Origin of the sequence: Pantoea sp. ARC270 (genome assembly GCF_003236725.1) — a bacterium.
GTDB classification, from domain to species: domain Bacteria; phylum Pseudomonadota; class Gammaproteobacteria; order Enterobacterales; family Enterobacteriaceae; genus Pantoea; species Pantoea anthophila.
Map to the genome: position 1 here is coordinate 113,009 of NZ_PUGA01000004.1, position 16,622 is coordinate 129,630.

Consider the following 16,622-nt stretch of genomic DNA (forward strand, 5'->3'; position numbering starts at 1 on the left):
GAATCCCTTACAGTAGATGTTTATCCAGCAGAGCCTGACAGGCAGGCGGTAACGGCGGCGGTTCACGTTTCACCGGCGCGCCCGATCCGGGCTGCTTCGGCAGGAACCAGCTCTGCAGCTCTGCGCCACAGCCATCGCCCGGAGGCGGTGGCGGCTGATCTTCACAGCCGATACTGCCGGTCGGGCAGCGCAGCCGCACATGCATATGCGCCCGATGCGCGAACCAGGGGCGCACTTTGCGCAGCCAGTCACGATCGGCACCGGCATCCGCACAAAGCTGCTTTTTAATCGCCGGGTTGACGAAGATGCGCGTGACATCATCATCTTTCGCCGCCAGTTTAATCAGGCTGTCGATTTCCGGCTGCCAGTGGCGCGCAATCACGTTTTTATCGCCCGGCCCGACCAGATCCAGCGGCTGCGGCTTCAGCAGCTGCTGCGCGGTCCAGCGGGTTTTCGGCAGTTGCAGCCAGATATCGACATCCAGCCCGGTCTGATGGCTGGCGTGACCGCTGCTGAAATGTCCGCCAGCCGCCATGCCCATATCCCCAATCAGAACATTACCCAGCTGCAGGTTGTGCACGCGGGTCGTCAGCCGCTGAATAAACGCAATCAGGTCGGGATGACCGAAATAACGACGCTGGTCCTGACGCATCACCTGATAGTCGGGTGAATTGAGCGGCAGTGCCCGGGCGCCAATAATACAGCCATTCGCAAAGCCGCCGATGGACTGCGGTGCGCCGCTGATGGGCTGCTGAATACGCTGCCACGGCGTCGCCGCCAGGCTGGAGGCGCTGAACAACAGCGCGCTCAGAGTAAGCAGAAGTGCCTTCATGCCATCACCAGCGCGGCACGGTGCTGTTAACGTCACCGTTCTGCGCCCGCTGGCGTAGCAGATGATCCATCAGGACGATCGCCATCATCGCCTCGGCGATCGGCACGGCGCGGATCCCGACGCAGGGATCGTGGCGGCCTTTGGTGATCATCTCCACCTCTTCGCCGTCGCGGGTAATGGTTTTACCCGGCACGGTGATGCTGGAGGTCGGTTTCATTGCGAGGTTGGCGCTGATGGTCTGGCCGCTGCTGATGCCGCCCAGAATGCCGCCGGCGTGGTTACTCTGGAAACCATCGTGACGGATTTCATCCCGATGCTGGCTGCCGCGCTGGCTGACCACCGCGAAGCCGTCACCGATCTCTACCCCTTTCACCGCGTTGATGCTCATCAGCGCGTGCGCCAGGTCGGCATCCAGACGGTCAAAGACCGGTTCGCCCAGGCCAGGCGGCACGTTGTCAGCCATGACCGTGACTTTAGCCCCGATGGAGTCGCCCTCTTTTTTCAGGCCGCGCATCAGTTCATCCAGCGCCTCCAGCTTCTCCGCATCCGGGCAGAAGAAGGGATTCTCTTCCACGATGCTCCAGTCTTTCAGCTCACAGGCGATATCCCCGATCTGCGCCAGATAGCCGCGCACCACCACACCATGTTTCATCTGCAGATACTTCTTCGCTATCGCACCGGCGGCCACGCGCATCGCGGTTTCACGCGCCGAAGAGCGGCCACCGCCACGGTAGTCGCGCTGACCATACTTCTGCTCGTAGGTGTAATCGGCATGGCCGGGACGGAAGAGATCTTTGATCGCGCCATAATCCTGCGACCGCTGATCGGTGTTCTCAATCAGCAGGCCAATAGAGGTGCCGGTGGTCACACCCTCAAACACACCGGACAAAATTTTCACCTGATCCGGCTCGCGACGCTGCGTGGTGTAGCGCGAGGTGCCAGGACGACGACGGTCGAGGTCATGCTGGATATCCGCTTCGGTCAGGGGGATGCCCGGTGGCACCCCATCAACGATGCAGCCCAGCGCAAGACCGTGGGACTCGCCAAAGGTAGTTACTCGAAAAAATTGTCCGATGCTGTTTCCGGCCATGCTGTTTCCTTGTCAGGGTTCGGCGGGCGAGGCTTCGCCCCACTTTTAGTCTTTGTAAAAGGAGAAATGGTGTTGTGCGTCGACGATCTGCTGGCGCGTCAGCGTAAAGACACCGTCACCGCCGTTGTCAAATTCCAGCCAGGTAAAGGGCACATCGGGATACTGCTCGATCATATGCACCATGCTGTTACCGACTTCGCAGACCAGAACGCCCTGCTCGCTGAGATAATCAGGCGCGCAGGCCAGAATGCGGCGCACCAGCTTCAGGCCATCGCTGCCCGCCGCCAGACCCAGCTCCGGTTCGTGGCGATACTCATTGGGCAGATCGTCCATATCTTCCGCATCCACATAAGGCGGGTTAGTGACGATCAGGTCATATTTCAGCGGCGGCAGTTCGCGGAACAGGTCGGCACGAATCGGCGTGACCTGATTGATCAGGCCATGTTCTTCAATATTCTGCTCGGCCACAGCCAGCGCGCCGGTCGAGATATCGACGGCGTCAACCTCCGCTTCCGGGAAGGCGTAAGCACAGGCAATCGCGATGCAGCCGCTGCCGGTGCACATATCCAGAATATGCGCGGGTGGCGTGCTGATAAGACCGGCAAAGCGGTTCTCAATCAGTTCGCCAATCGGTGAACGCGGCACCAGCACGCGCTCATCAACAAAGAATTCGTGACCGCAGAACCAGGCTTTGTTGGTCAGGTAGGCGACCGGAATACGCTCGTTAACGCGACGAATGACGCGCTCGACAATCAGAAGACGCTCGCTGGCGGTCAGACGCGCGTTGCGCATATCTTCCGGAATATCCAGCGGCAGCCAGAGAGACGGCAGGACCAGTTGAACGGCTTCGTCCCAGGGATTGTCTGTGCCATGTCCGTACCAGATTCCGGCAGCGGAAAAGCGGCTTACCGCCCAGCGCAGCATGTCCTGAATGGTGTGCAGTTCGTTCACTGCCTCATCGACGAAAATTTTGTCCACGTAGCCCTCCGCAGGCCTTTTGCTAAATCGGCCGATAGTGTGCCATGAAGCCGGGGAGAATTCAGCGCAGCGAGGTGAAAAAGCTGACAATTAATGACACTTAACGGTAAGGTATCGGCTCTGCTGTGTGACAGCCTTTTCTGATAAGACTGACCTGCCATGAGTAAAAAAACACCGCTAAGCCCGGATGATGAGGCGCTGTTTCGCCAGTTAATGACGGGGACACGTCAGTTAAAACAGGACACTTATGTCCATAAAGCGCCGGTAAAAACCCGCGAGATTCCGGTAAAACGTCTGCTTTCCGAGCAGGCGGACAACAGCCATTACTTTTCGGATGAGTTTCAGCCCCTGCTCTCGACCGAAGGGGCTACCCGTTACGTGCGCGCCGATGTCAGCCATTTTGAGCTGAAAAAACTGCGCCGGGGTGACTATACCCCGGAGATTTTTCTCGACCTGCACGGCTTAACGCAGATGCAGGCCAAGCAGGAGCTGGGCGCACTGATCGCCGCCTGCCGCCGTGAACATCTGTTCTGCGCCAGCGTCATGACCGGACATGGAAAACATATTCTGAAGCAGCAGACGCCGCTGTGGCTGGCCCAGCATCCGTGGGTCATGGCGTTTCATCAGGCGCCGAAAATGTTCGGCGGTGATGCTGCGCTGCTGGTGCTGATTGAGATTGAGGAGTGGCAACCGCCTGAGTTGCCCTGACAGGGCCGGTGTCATCGGCCCCTCGTCGTCAGATGGCTTTCGCCAGCTTCTTCGGACTGACCTGCCACAGCAGTTTACCGGCACTCTCTGCCGGATCGAACTCGACGCAGGCAATGGCGGAAGTGGCAAACATCGGTGGGGTTTCCTGCGGGCAGAGTTCGGAAACCAGGTAGCCCACCAGGGGCAGATGGGAGATGACCAGCGCCGATTTCACCCCTTCGTTCGCCAGCGCCTGCAGATAGCAGCCGACCAGGCCCGGATCGCCACCCGGCGTTAACTCCGGTAACACGTCCTGGCCTTCCGGCAGGGGATAGGCTTCACGCACGGTAGCGAGCGTCTGCTGCGCGCGTAGATAGGGACTGACCAGGACACGCTCGATGTCCGGCGTCTGGCTGTTAAGCCAGTGGGCCATCTGACGCGATTCATCACAGCCACATAAGGTTAAAGGCCTGACTGAATCACTTGCTGCTTCCAGAGCCGCATCGCCGTGACGCATGATAAAAACTTGCATAAAGCACCGCTGTTGTTTGTCGATATCGCCCGACGCGACGCGTCAGACTCTTCACTCTGCGAATGAACGCTGTGTTTTACCCTAATGGCTTCAGTATAGTCAACCGGTTGTTTATTAAATAAGCACTTCTCAGATTCATGCTGCGCCGCACACGCGGGCGGCGCTTTTCTAACCCGCTGAATCGGAGCCGTTATTCCATTTCACAGAGAAATGTAAAATTTCGTCTGTTCCGCAGCCGCCTGAATCAGCGCCTCACAGGGGGCAAATCGCTCACCGTGCTGCTGCGCGAGACGGTTCAGCCGGCTGACCATTTCCGCCGCACCCAGTTTATCCATGTAGTGGAACGGCCCGCCCAGGAAAGGCGGAAAGCCGATGCCAAACACCGCCCCCACATCGCCGTCCCGGGCGCTGCGAATTACCTGCTCATCGAGACAACGGGCGGCCTCATTCAGCATCATCATCACACAGCGTTCTGCAATCTGTGCCCCACTCTGCCGGGCCTGCGGCGTGACCTTCAGCAGGCTGTAAAGCGAGGCGTCCGGTTTTTTGCGCTGCCAGCGCGGCAGGTCATAACGATAGAAGCCCCGGCCATTTTTACGACCCTTACGGCCATCCCTGATCACCGCATCAAACGCGGCGGGTGCGGCAAAGCGTTCACCATAGGCCTGATGCAGAATGGGGCTGATTTTGCTGCCGACATCAATGCCGACCTCATCAAGCAGCTGAAGCGGACCAACCGGAAAACCAGACTTCACCAGCGCCCGATCGATGTGCTCAATTGGCTCCCCCTCCAGCAGACAGCGCATCGCTTCATTTATATAGGGGGTCAGGATGCGGTTGACATAGAAACCCGGCTTGTCTGCGACGACGATCGGCGTCTTGCCCTGACTGCGCGCCAGTGCCACAACGGTAACCAGCGTCGAGGCCGAAGTATTCAGATGCGGGATCACCTCCACCAGCGGCATTTTTTCCACCGGACTGAAATAGTGCAGCCCGATGACATTCTCAGGACGCTGCGCCCCGGCGGCGATATCCGCAATCGGCAGCGAAGAGGTGTTGGAAGCAAACAGGGTATGCGGCTGACAGTGTGCCTCGACGTCGTGCACCATCTGCTGCTTCAGGGCAAGATCTTCGAACACCGCTTCGATCACCACGTCGCGCTGCGAGAATCCCTGATAATCGATGCCACCTGTGATGCGCGCCATCTGCTGCTGGCGCGCTGCCGGGGTCAGCTGACGACGACGGACCTTTTTGCTGAGCAGATCCCAGCTGGTTTTCAGCGCATGGCTGACGCCTTCCAGGCTGATATCTTTGATGCGCACCGGCAACCCGGCGTTGATCGCGGTGACGCTGGCAATACCGCCGCCCATCAGCCCGCCGCCCAGCACCGCAACACGCTTGACGGTCGCGGGTTCAGCTTCACCGCCCCGCTCCTTTTTCATCGCCGTGGTGGCAAAGAAGAGTCCGCGCAGCGCAACGGACTCCGGCGTCATCGCCAGTTCGCCAAAGGCGCGCGCCTCCGCATCATGGCCGGCGCGGCTGCCCTGCTCCAGCCCGATGCGCACCACCTCAATCAGCCGTCTGGCGGCCGGATAGTTATCCTGCGTTTTCGCCGCGGTCTGGCGTTTCGCCAGCGCAAACAGCGCCTGGCGGGCGACCGGACCATGCAGCAGCCGATCGCGCAGCGGCAGGACGCGTCCGCTGACTTTGCCCTTTTTCACCCGCGCAATTGCGGTCTCCAGCAGGATCGGGCGGGGAACCGCATCATCGACGACACCGAGCTTTCGCGCCTGCTTCGCGCGCAGACTTTTGCCGGTCAGCATCAGCGGCAGCGCCTGCTGAACGCCGATTAAACGCGGCAGCCGCTGCGTCCCGCCAGAGCCAGGCAGCAGGCCGAGCTGTATTTCCGGCAAGCCGAGGCGGGTTTTATCATCCAGCGAGCAGATGCGCGCATCGCAGGCCAGCGCCAGTTCCAGTCCACCGCCCAGGCAGGCCCCGTGAATGGCCGCCACCACCGGAAAAGGCAGCGCGTCGATCATTGCCATCACTTCCTGGCCCTGCTTCGCCAGCGCTTCAGCTTCCTGCGCACTCTGGCAGCGGTCAATCATGCTGATGTCCGCGCCCGCGATAAAATTGTCCGTTTTGCCGGAGATCAGGACCACTCCCGCCAGCTGCGGATCGCGTCGCGCTTCCGCAATGATGGCGGCAATCTGGCCAGCAAATTCCGCTTTCAGGGTGTTCATCTTCTCGCCAGGGACATCAATCGTGATAATGCCGACGTGATCCTGTCGCATCGTCAGCTGAAAGGCATTCTGCTCCATTATTCGGCCTCCAGAACCATTGCCGCACCCAGACCACCCGCCGCGCAGGCGGTGACCAGTCCCAGCCCGCCACCACGGCGGCGCAGTTCATTAAGCGTCTGGGTAATCATACGCGCGCCCGTGGCGGCAAAAGGATGGCCATAGGCGATGGAACCGCCCAGCACGTTGAAACGCTCTTCGTTGACCTCGCCCAGCGCATGCGGCCGGTTCAGCACCTCACGGGCGAAACGTTCGTCACGAAACAGCTGCAGATTGCTCAGCGTCTGGGCCGCGAACGCCTCATGCATATCTATCAGCGTCAGATCGGCCAGGCTCACCCCGGCACGATCCAGCGCCAGCGGCGAAGCATAGGCTGGCCCCAGCAGCATGTCCTGCTGGACATCAATGGCGGTAAACGCGTAGCTGCGCAGGTAGCCCAGCGGCGTGACGCCCAGTTCCCTGGCGCGCCCTTCCCGCATCAGAATGACGGCTGCCGCGCCATCCGTCAGCGGCGTGCTGTTGGCGGCGGTAACGCTGCCGTGCTGGCGGTCAAAGGCGGGACGCAGTCGGGCGTAATCCTCTGCTTTAGCGTTCATCCGCACGTTATTGTCCTGATCGATTGCGGCTTTCCACGGCGGTACAAAGGCTGCCATGACTTCCTGATTCAGTACCCCGGATTGCCAGGCTCTGGCGGCATGCTGATGGGAACGGAGCGCCAGCGCATCCTGAGCCTCACGGGTGATACCGTAGCTTTTCGCCATCTGCTCGGCCGTGTCCCCCATCCGCAGGCCGGTCGAGTACTCCGCCACCGCAGGCGGCACCGGCAGCAGGTCGCGCGGACGCAGCCGTTTAAGGATATGCAGTTTCTGCCCCAGGCTGCGGGCCTTATTGAGATCCACCAGCGCGCGGGCCAGCGTTTTAGTGACCCCAATCGGCAGCACTGACGAGGAGTCTGCCCCGCCGGCAATAGCGGCAGAAACCGTACCCGCCATCAGGCTCTCTGCCACATTCGCCACCGCCTGAAAACTGGTGGCGCAGGCACGGCTGACGCTGTAGGCGTCGGTATTCACATTCAGCCCGCTGCTTAAGACAATTTCACGCGCAATGTTTGGCGCTTCCGGCATCTGTACCACCTGACCAAATACCAGCAGCTCAATCACGTCAGCCGGTAACTCACTGCGCACCATTAATTCGCTGACCACCATCCGTCCCAGCTCGATGGCGGGAATGCCATGAAAGCCGGTCGCCTGGCGTAAGAAAGGGGTTCGTAACCCGTGGGTAATTGCGATGCGTTCGCCATCACGCGTCAGCAGCGGCTGCGCTTTGCTCATTGTTCTCACCTGTAGCCGGGACTGTGGCATCATTGCCTGAAGAGGTCTGACCTGATCAGTGTTAACCACAAGCGGGTGAGCCGCCAATAGCAGAAAGGAAAAAGTGCGAAGGGAAACACGAAATTGAAAAACGCCGCGCTGAGGCGGCGTAAAAGGCGTTATCGCAGGCCGAGCTGGAAAATCAGGGTTTCAGCCTGGCAGCTGAAGGTGAAATCGATATCCAGCTGCACGCCCTGATCGACATCGCTGAACCGGACGTCAATCACACAGGGTTCCGATTCCACCTGACGGGCACGCTCAGTCAGCCGGGCGGCTTTGGCTTCCGCATCCTGTCGCTGCGGGAACCACTCTGACCAGCTGGCGGTGCAGTCGGTATTATCCATTACGGTGCCGACATCAATGCAGCAGCAGGCAGCGGTTTCGGTCGCACTGCATTTTTTAATGGCATCAGTCATCTTTATCTCCTGCCCCGGCTTCGGGTGAGTTAAGCGATTTTATGGCCGGAATTTTACCCACTTGCGATAAGATGCGCCACGCGACTGTGGCTAAGTGACGAATATCACAATAAAAATTGATCCAGAACAAACTGGAATCGGTATGCTGTCTTCACCAGGGTGCTTTTTGTTATGCAGATCGAATTTTAAGCGATCAACTCTGAAATATTTTAAAAACAATATTGCAACTTGCACACAGGTCGGACCTATACTCTCCGCACTGGTCTGATATGTGCGTTTACCGTCAGTCCCTACAATCCGCCGTCCTTTGTTACGCGACGTTATAGCGTTAAATAATAATTCACATGAGGTTGTGGTCATGAACCATAAGAACCTGTTCGCAAAGTCAGCCGTGGCGGCTGCAGTGGCGCTTGTCTCTTCACACGTTTACGCAGCTGGGTTTCAGTTAAATGAGTTCTCTACGATTGGTTTAGGTCGCGCCTACTCAGGCGAAGGGGCAATGGGTGATACGGCGGCATCCGCCAGCCGTAACCCGGCAACGATGGCGTTAATGGATCGCCCGGAGTTTTCCATCGGTGCGGTTTATATTGATCCGGATGTGGATATCACGGGCCGCAGTCCGACGGGCCGCAGCCTGGATGCCAGCAACATCGCCCCGAATCAGTGGATACCCAATATTCATTACGTTCAGCCCATCAACGATCAGTGGTGGATTGGCGCATCGGCAACCTCCAACTATGGCTTAGCAACAGAGTTTAATAATGGTTACACCGCTGGCGGCTATGGCGGTAAAACGGACCTGATGACCGGCAACTTAAACCTCAGCACCGCTTACCGGTTCAATGAGCACTTCAGCGTGGGCGTCGGTTTTGATGCGGTTTATGCTAAAGCGAAAATTGAACGCTATGCCGGTGAATCAGGCGCGAGACTGGGCGTACCGGCTGATACGCAGGTTGCCCATCTGAAAGGCGACGAGTGGGGCTACGGCTGGAATGCCGGTATCCTGTATGAAGTGGATGAAAATAACCGCTTCGGCTTCAGCTATCGTTCAGAGGTGAAGATCGACTTTGATGGCGATTACAAAAGTAATCTGTCCTCCCGTCTGAACGCGGTCAACAACCCGGAAGTGTCAGGCGTGCCTTTTGGTACCAACGGCACGACGGTTCCGGGCGCGTTAACCCTGAATCTGCCGGAGATGTGGGAAGTGTCGGGCTGGCATAAAGTGGCTCCGCAGTGGGCGGTTCACTACAGCATGGCCTACACCAGCTGGAGTCAGTTCCAGGAGCTGAAAGCCACCGGTTCTCAGGGCCAGACGCTGTTCTATAAAGATGAAAGCTTCCACGATGCCTACCGTATCGCGCTGGGCACCACCTATTTCTACGACAGCAACTGGACGTTCCGCACCGGTATCGCATTTGATGACAGCCCGGTGCCAGCCGATAAACGCTCTATCTCCATCCCGGATCAGGATCGTTTGTGGCTGAGTGCGGGTACCTCGTACGCCTTCAATGATAACGCCTCGGTCGATCTGGGCATCTCCTATATGCACGGACAGAAAGTGACGGTGAAAGAAGGTCCTTATACCTTTAACTCAGAAGGCAAGGCCTGGCTTTACGGCGCGAACTTTAACTACAAGTTCTGACCGGATAGCACAATTAAAAAGGGCGACTCAACTGAGTCGCCCTTTTTTGTCGCCCTGAATCGCATGCTGGCTCAGGGAGCCTGCGTCCTGCGTTTACTGCGCGTCGATATCCTTCAGGTCATCCTGAATCGCAGCGGCGTTTGGATTCTCTTCCGGCTTGAGTTTGCCGCCACGCGCCAAAAAGTCGTGACGCTGGAAGTAGGCGTTACGGATAAAGGCGTACGGATCGCTCTGCTGCTTCAGGATCGCATCGGAATCCAGCAGTTGCGCGCGGGTCTCAATCCCCTCCAGCGTCCACTTACCAATCGACATCGGCCAGGTCAGCCAGCCGAGGATCGGATAGAGGGTATCAACGTAGTCACCGCCATCCTGCCGTATAGTAAAGCTGCCGTAAGCCGGCAGCTCAACGTAAGGACCATAGCCGACACCATAGTGGCCCAGCGTGGTGCCGAAACGGTGCGGCTGTTCACGCGCCAGTTCCGGATTGGCTTTACCGGCGACGTCAATGAAACCACCCAGACCCAGCACACTGTTCAGGAAGAAACGGGTGAAGTGGATACCCGCATCGCGTCCGTCACCGACCAGAATAGCGTTAACCATGCTGGCGGGCTCTTCCAGGTTGCCGAGGAAATTGCTCAGGCCGGTTCGTGCAGGCACCGGCACGTAGTCGCGCCAGGCGACAGCGACCGGACGCAGCACATAGGGATCCAGCACATTGTAGTTAAAGTTAAACATCGTGCGGTTAAAGCCTTCGAACGGATCGCTGCGCTGCGCAGGATCGTTATTTGCCGGCTTTGAACTGGCACAACCTACCAGAAGGACGCTGGCCACAGCCAGGCTGGTCAGGCGATAATTCATTCCAATCTCCCTGTGCGGATGAAAAAGGGCTACCCATCGTTCAGGCACAGCCCGGCGTCGAATCGGCTTACCCGATGAGCATAGCTGACTTTATGCCAGAGGCAGCAGGCAATGGCACGCAGCGACCTGAACAGGATCGTTGATGACGTTCAGGGAAGCTGCTGATTAATCTCTACCGCGATCGGCTGATGACCATCCCAGGGCGTCACGGCGCTCTCACCCAGCCAGTCACCCGGCTGCGGGGTGGCGCTGCCGTCGCGGGAGATACGCACCCGAACCGCGACCTGATGCTGCGCCGACAGCAGGCGATCCGGCATCATGGCATTGCTGTCATCCAGCGTCAGCGACAGCGGGAAGTGGCTCAGCGGCATGCGCTTCACCGCCACCGGCACCGGTGACGTCCCGTCAGAAACCGAAATATACAACACTCCGTCCTGCGGTAACATTTTTTCTGCCTGCGGGGTCAGCCGCACGGTCAGCGCCAGCTGACGGCTCTGCTCTCCGGCATCGCTTCTCGCCTGCTCAATGCTGCGGGCGATCATCGCGCGTCGTGTGTCACCGGCAGGCAGCACGTTCAGCAGGGCCTGCCAGGCTTCAATCGCCTGATCGTACTGCTGCTGGCCGTAGGCGTTAAACGCCAGCAGGCCAAGCGTACGCGGGTTTTGCGGCTCCGCTTTCAGCAGAGCGCGCAGCAGCAGTGACGCCTGACGGTTATCCTGCGGATCGGGAGAGCGCGTCAGCACCTCTGCATAATCCTGCTTCAGCGTCATATCGTTGGGTGAGAGCTGTAACGCATGCTCAAACGCCTGACTGGCGATATCAGCCTGATTCAGCACCATGCCAAGCCGCCCCAGCATGGTCCAGTCGGCCAGATTATCCGGTTCCGTTTGCAGGGCGGTACGCAATCCGAGCTCTAAACGTGCCAGCTCCTCCATGCTGAGCGGTCTGGCGCCGGGGTCCATCAGCCGCGCACGCAGCGCAGGGTACGCCTGCTGCACCTGCATCCAGCCGGTGTACTGCGTCAGGCCGCCGGTTTTCAGATAGGTTCCCAGCGACACCCCAATCAGCACGAGCAGGCCCGGCAGCAAAATCCAGCGGCTGCTGCTGTGGGACGGGAGGCTCTGCGCCGGCGGAATATCGGCCAGCAGCGTCTGCTGTAACTCGCGCTCCATTACTGGGCGCTCAGCAACAACGCCCTGCTCTTCATCCTGCGCCAGCTCATCGATCCGCTGATGGTAAAAGCGCTGATTGAGGCGATCGCGGTCGCCCAGGCTGGCCTGACGCTGCCGCCAGCCCGCGGCCAGGAACAGCGTGCACGCCGCCAGCAGTAACAGAAAAAGGGTAATCCAGAATGCACTCATGACGGCTTCCTGTCTGACTTCAGTAAGGCATCGAGACGCTGTTGCTCAGCGTCATCCAGCGCACTGTGGGTGTGACGCCGACGGCTGCGCAGAATAATCACCGCGCCACCCAGCAGCACAAACAGCGCCGGGCCAGCCCACAGGATCAGCGTTGACGGGGTCAGTGGTGGCGAATAAGAGACGAAGTTGCCGTAGCGCGCCACCATGTAATCAATGATCTGCTGGCGGCTCTGCCCCTGCTTCATCAGCTCATAAACTTTCAGCCGCATGTCGGCGGCAATCATGGCATTCGAGTCGGCGATGCTGTTGTTCTGACATTTCGGACAGCGCAGTGATGCGGTGAGGTCACGGTATTGCGCCTCCTGAGCCGGAGAGTCAAATTGCAGTGTGTCGATGGTCGCCCACAGATTGATGCTGAACAGCAGGCCACAGATCAGTAACAGCGATCTCATGATCCCGCCTCCGCACTGTATTTCATCCACAACGGTTTCACTTCCTGCTCCCAGACGCGCGCGTTGAGATCGCCGGCGTGGCGATAGCGGATAATCCCTTTACCGTCGATCAGAAAAGTTTCCGGTGCGCCATAGACGCCGAGGTCAAGTCCCAGCATGCCGCTGCCATCGTAGAGACTCAGGGCGTAGGGGTTACCCAGCGTGTTCAGCCAGTTAACCGCCTTATGGCGATCGTCTTTATAGTTCAGGCCGACCACCCGAATGCCCTGCTCCGCCAGCGTATTCAGATAGTGATGTTCGGCGCGGCAGGTCGGACACCAGGTTGCCCAGACGTTCAGCAGTATCGGCCTTCCATCGGTCAGCACGCGCTGGTCATAGGTTTTGCCGGGCTGGTCGAGCGCTTCCAGCCGGAACAGCGGCATCGGTTTACCGATCAGCGCCGATTCAAGACGGGTCGGATCGTCACCATCCGCATTGCGGGTCAGCTGCCACAGCAGCGCCGCTGCCAGCAGCAGAAACAGCACCAGCGGGATAAGCAGGATTTTCTTGTTCATGCGCGCTCCTCACGTGCGGCTTTTTTGCGCGAGCGATAGCGGGGATCCCACAGGCAGAACAGGCCCCCCAGCGCCATCAGTACGCCGCCAGCCCAGATCCAGCGGACAAAGGGTTTGTAGTAAATACGCACCGCCCAGCCGCCATCCTCCAGCTCCTCGCCCAGCGCTGCATAGAGATCGCGGCTGAACCCCCCATCAATCGCCGCTTCGGTCATCATGGTTCGGGCCGCGGTATAGAAGCGTTTTTCCGCCTGCAGCGTCGCTTCCGGTTTCCCGTTGCGCGTGACATCGATAATCCCCATGCCCCCGCTGTAGTTAGGCCCCTGCAGGTTCTGCACGCCGCGGAAGACAAAGTGATAGTGATGGATGTCTACGCTGTCCCCCGCCCGCATCCGTACGTCACGCTCCACGCTGTACTGCGTGCTGAAGGCGATACCAATTACCGTGACCCCGACGCCAAGGTGGCCCAGCACCATGCCCCAGTGGCTGCGGGAGAGGTGACGCAGCCCGGTCAGAAACGGATGGCGATGCGTGGCGCGTTCGTGCAGTTCCAGCAGCGTCAGCACAATGATCCAGAGGGACATCAGTAAGCCCACCACGGTCATCGCCGCAATGCGATCCTGCAGCCACCAGGGAATCATCATCGAACAGGCCAGGGTAACGAGCAGCGCCAGCGCCAGTCGTTTGGCCAGTTTCTGCGGTTCATCGCGCCGCCAGCGTACCAGCGGCCCGATCCCCATCAGCAGCGCAAACGGCGCCATCAGCCAGCTGAACATCGTATTAAAGAACGGCTCACCCACCGAAATGCTGCCCAGTCCCAGCTGCTTGTGAACCAGCGGCAACAGCGTGCCGAGCAGTACCACCAGCATGGCTGCAATCAGCAGCACATTGTTGCCCAGCAGAAAGGATTCCCGTGACCAGGTTTCATTCTGTACCCGGCTCCGCACCTGCCCCCCTTTAATTGCATAGAGCAGCAGCGAACTGCCGATGACAATCACCAGAAATGCGAGGATAAACATGCCACGCGCCGGATCGGAAGCGAACGAGTGGACCGACACCAGCACGCCGGAGCGCACCAGGAACGTACCGAGCAGGCTGAGCGAAAAGGCGGTGATCGCCAGCAGCACGGTCCAGGCCTTAAAGGTGCCACGCTTTTCGGTGACAGCCAGCGAGTGGATCAGCGCCGTGCCCGCCAGCCACGGCATGAACGAGGCGTTCTCTACCGGATCCCAGAACCACCAGCCGCCCCAGCCCAGTTCGTAATAGGCCCAGGCCGAGCCCAGCACAATCCCGATAGTCAGGAAGACCCAGGCCGCGGTGGTCCAGGGACGCGACCAGCGCGCCCACGCGGTATCGAGCCGTCCGGCCATCAGCGAAGCGATGGCAAACGCAAAGGCCACCGAGAATCCGACATAACCCATGTAGAGCAGCGGCGGATGGAAGATCAGGCCGATATCCTGCAGCATCGGGTTCAGGTCGTGCCCGTCTACAGGGAAGTCGGGCAGCGTGCGGGCAAACGGATTCGACGTCAGCAGGATAAACAGCAGGAAGCCGAGATTGATCATCCCCATGACCGCCAGTACGCGCGCCAGCGCGTCCTGTGGCATACCGCGACTGAAGATCGCCACGGCTAAGGTCCAGGTGCTGAGCAGCAATACCCACAGCAGCAGCGATCCCTCATGCGCCCCCCAGGTGGCGGCAATGCGGTAGTAGATCGGCAGCAGGCTGTTGGAGTTGGTGACAACATAGGCCACGGTAAAATCGTTGCAGATAAAAGCCCAGACCAGCAGCATAAAGGCCGCAGCGATGCAGACAAACAGCCCGCAGGCCAGCGGGCGCGTCATCGCCATCAGCCGCGCATCCTGACGAATTGCGCCCCAGAGCGGATAGCTGCTGAGCAGCAGCGCCAGCCCCAGCGCCAGACAAAGCAGAAAAGTCCCGGTTTCCGGCATCATGATGATTTATTTCCCGCCTGATACTGTGACTGCGGGCCGTTGTGATTGCTCTTCATCGCGTCTTCTATCTCCGGCGGCGTATATTTCTCATCGTGTTTGGCCAGCACTTCTCTGGCAACGATCTGGTTACCGTCCGCCAGCACGCCCTGCGCCACGACGCCCTGCCCTTCCCGGAACAGATCCGGCAGGATGCCTTCAAAACTGACGCTGACGACGCCGCGCGCATCATAAAGTTTGAACGTTACCGCCAGGCTGTTCGGGTCCCGGTGCACGCTGCCGGGCATCACCATGCCACCGACGCGCAGCCGCTGGCCCGCCTCCGGCTTCTCATGCGCCTCGCCTTTGCCATAAAGGATTTCACCCGGGGTATAAAACAGATCGATGTTTGAGCGCAGCGCATACATCACCAGCGCGGTGGCCAGGCCCAGGCCAAGCAGAATCGCAACGGCCGCACAGAGGCGATTGCGTCGACGGCTATTCACACACTCTCTCCTGCCGCTTCAGCCGCGGCTTTTCTGGATTTAGCTGCCCGGATGCGACGTTCACGCGCATCACGCTGGCGGATCTCCGCCAGCAGGCGGCGGCGCAGTAACAGGGTATGCAGCGTCAGTCCCGCCAGCGGAAGCAGCGTGCAGGCCACCGCCAGCCAGACGTAAAAGGCGTAGCCGCCCATGGCAAAAAAGGCGTGCCAGGAGGAAAAGGCCGGCGTCATTTCTGCTCTCCCCGTTTTGCGACGTCAAGTGCCCAGGGGCGATGGCGTTCCGTTAACAGAATCAGGTTGCGCAGCCGCATCAGCGTCAGCGTGATAAACAGCAGCAGATAACCGAGGATGGCCCAGCGCAGCGGCGTTCGCATCACCGGCGCAATCGCCTGCTGAAGGATGCCGGACGAGCCCTGATGCAGGGTATTCCACCACTGCACCGAGAAGTGGATGATGGGCAGGTTGACCACGCCGACCAGAATCAGGACGCCGGCGGCCCGGCCTGCGGTGCGGCGGTCATCGAACGCGTGCCAGAGTGCAATCACGCCCATATAGAGGAAAAGTAACACCAGCTCCGAGGTGAGGCGTGCATCCCAGATCCACCAGGTTCCCCACATCGGTTTGCCCCACGCGGAACCGGTGACCAGCGCAATAAAGGTAAAGACCGCGCCTACGGGTGCCATGGCGGCGGAAACCAGATCGGCCATTTTCATCTGCCACACCAGACCGGTAAACGCCGCGACGGCCATGGCGGCATAGGTGCCCATCGACCACATGGCAGCGGGCACATGGATATACATGATGCGAAAACTGTCACCCTGCTGATAGTCAGCGGGAGCAAATCCAAATCCCCAGATCCAGCCCAGCAGTAATGTCGCCACGCCGGCTATCGCAAACCAGGGCACCAGGCGCCCCGAAAGCTGATAGAGCCGTTCGGGCCGGGCCAGCTGATGTAACGCTTTCCACATATCAAATGCTCACATTAACGATAAAAAAGGCCGCGTCTTTTTATGCGCGGTTACTGCAACGTAATCCGTAACGCCGCCGCCGTGGCAAACGGCGAGAGCGTGGCGCTGCCTGCCAGCATCGCGCCAAGAATCGCCAGATAGCCACC

The 16,622-nt window shown here is 59.5% G+C and carries 17 protein-coding genes and 1 pseudogene; 2 read left to right on the top strand and 16 right to left on the bottom strand.

The genetic code is table 11. From position 1 onward, the window contains the following. Positions 1-7 precede the first annotated feature (7 nt). The 3 genes from mepA to prmB are packed head-to-tail and all read right to left on the bottom strand — an operon-like array spanning position 8 to position 2,900. Positions 8-832 (bottom strand): penicillin-insensitive murein endopeptidase, encoded by an 825-nt coding sequence (mepA, locus tag CKF42_RS03365; protein WP_111207540.1) that lies wholly within the window; start codon positions 830-832, stop codon positions 8-10. Between the two features lie 4 nt (positions 833-836). Further along, positions 837-1,922, bottom strand: coding sequence for a chorismate synthase (gene aroC, locus CKF42_RS03370; RefSeq protein WP_009088945.1), 1,086 nt, complete (start codon positions 1,920-1,922; stop codon positions 837-839). A 45-nt stretch (positions 1,923-1,967) separates the two neighbouring features. Further along, a complete protein-coding gene (prmB, locus tag CKF42_RS03375; protein WP_009088944.1) occupies positions 1,968-2,900 on the bottom strand; it encodes a 50S ribosomal protein L3 N(5)-glutamine methyltransferase in 933 nt (310 codons plus the stop codon). Between the two features lie 159 nt (positions 2,901-3,059). On the opposite strand from prmB, the gene smrB reads away from it, so the two are divergent. Then, positions 3,060-3,608, top strand: a complete 549-nt coding sequence (gene smrB / locus CKF42_RS03380) for an endonuclease SmrB (protein WP_009088943.1) — start codon at positions 3,060-3,062, stop codon at positions 3,606-3,608. A 28-nt stretch (positions 3,609-3,636) separates the two neighbouring features. On the opposite strand, the gene sixA is transcribed toward smrB, so the two are convergent. The 4 genes from sixA to CKF42_RS03400 all read right to left on the bottom strand — a co-directional run bounded on the left by sixA (position 3,637) and on the right by CKF42_RS03400 (position 8,205). Beyond that, a complete protein-coding gene (sixA, locus tag CKF42_RS03385) occupies positions 3,637-4,119 on the bottom strand; it encodes a phosphohistidine phosphatase SixA (RefSeq protein ID WP_009088942.1) in 483 nt (160 codons plus the stop codon). Between the two features lie 200 nt (positions 4,120-4,319). Continuing rightward, entirely contained in the window at positions 4,320-6,440 is a 2,121-nt protein-coding gene (gene fadJ, locus CKF42_RS03390) for a fatty acid oxidation complex subunit alpha FadJ (RefSeq protein WP_111207541.1), read from the bottom strand. Then, positions 6,440-7,750, bottom strand: a complete 1,311-nt coding sequence (gene fadI / locus CKF42_RS03395) for an acetyl-CoA C-acyltransferase FadI (RefSeq protein ID WP_111207542.1) — start codon at positions 7,748-7,750, stop codon at positions 6,440-6,442. Before fadI ends, fadJ begins: the two co-directional genes overlap by 1 nt. Positions 7,751-7,908: 158 nt before the next feature. Then, positions 7,909-8,205, bottom strand: a complete 297-nt coding sequence (locus tag CKF42_RS03400) for a YfcZ/YiiS family protein (protein ID WP_111207543.1) — start codon at positions 8,203-8,205, stop codon at positions 7,909-7,911. A gap of 358 nt (positions 8,206-8,563) precedes the next feature. Here CKF42_RS03400 and fadL point away from each other — a divergent pair, with 358 nt between their 5' ends. Then, positions 8,564-9,847, top strand: coding sequence for a long-chain fatty acid transporter FadL (fadL, locus tag CKF42_RS03405; protein WP_046102298.1), 1,284 nt, complete (start codon positions 8,564-8,566; stop codon positions 9,845-9,847). A gap of 93 nt (positions 9,848-9,940) precedes the next feature. Here fadL and mlaA read toward each other — a convergent pair whose 3' ends face one another. From mlaA to CKF42_RS03450, 9 genes and pseudogenes are all read right to left on the bottom strand, one after another. Beyond that, positions 9,941-10,705: a phospholipid-binding lipoprotein MlaA gene (gene mlaA, locus CKF42_RS03410; RefSeq protein ID WP_046102299.1), complete on the bottom strand. Its 765-nt coding sequence runs from the start codon at positions 10,703-10,705 to the stop codon at positions 9,941-9,943. 149 nt (positions 10,706-10,854) lie between these two features. Next, positions 10,855-12,066 carry a c-type cytochrome biogenesis protein CcmI gene (gene ccmI / locus CKF42_RS03415; protein WP_111207544.1) on the bottom strand — a complete coding sequence of 404 codons (1,212 nt, stop codon included), beginning with the start codon at positions 12,064-12,066 and terminating at the stop codon, positions 10,855-10,857. Next, entirely contained in the window at positions 12,063-12,518 is a 456-nt protein-coding gene (locus tag CKF42_RS03420; protein ID WP_181405338.1) for a cytochrome c-type biogenesis protein, read from the bottom strand. The genes ccmI and CKF42_RS03420 overlap by 4 nt, the downstream gene beginning before the upstream one ends. Next, positions 12,515-13,072 (bottom strand): DsbE family thiol:disulfide interchange protein, encoded by a 558-nt coding sequence (locus CKF42_RS03425; protein ID WP_111207545.1) that lies wholly within the window; start codon positions 13,070-13,072, stop codon positions 12,515-12,517. The genes CKF42_RS03420 and CKF42_RS03425 overlap by 4 nt, the downstream gene beginning before the upstream one ends. Then, the gene (locus tag CKF42_RS03430) at positions 13,069-15,027 is read right to left on the bottom strand and encodes a heme lyase CcmF/NrfE family subunit (RefSeq protein WP_111207546.1); all 1,959 of its coding nucleotides are present in this window, start codon (positions 15,025-15,027) and stop codon (positions 13,069-13,071) included. The genes CKF42_RS03425 and CKF42_RS03430 overlap by 4 nt, the downstream gene beginning before the upstream one ends. Beyond that, the gene (gene ccmE / locus CKF42_RS03435) at positions 15,024-15,509 is read right to left on the bottom strand and encodes a cytochrome c maturation protein CcmE (RefSeq protein WP_009088922.1); all 486 of its coding nucleotides are present in this window, start codon (positions 15,507-15,509) and stop codon (positions 15,024-15,026) included. Before ccmE ends, CKF42_RS03430 begins: the two co-directional genes overlap by 4 nt. Next, positions 15,506-15,739, bottom strand: coding sequence for a heme exporter protein CcmD (gene ccmD / locus CKF42_RS03440; protein WP_009088921.1), 234 nt, complete (start codon positions 15,737-15,739; stop codon positions 15,506-15,508). The genes ccmE and ccmD overlap by 4 nt, the downstream gene beginning before the upstream one ends. After that, complete coding sequence (locus CKF42_RS03445) at positions 15,736-16,476, bottom strand: heme ABC transporter permease (RefSeq protein WP_111207547.1); 741 nt, start codon at positions 16,474-16,476, stop codon at positions 15,736-15,738. Before CKF42_RS03445 ends, ccmD begins: the two co-directional genes overlap by 4 nt. 50 nt (positions 16,477-16,526) lie before the next feature. Beyond that, positions 16,527-16,622: pseudogene (locus tag CKF42_RS03450) on the bottom strand (heme exporter protein CcmB); the annotation flags it as partial.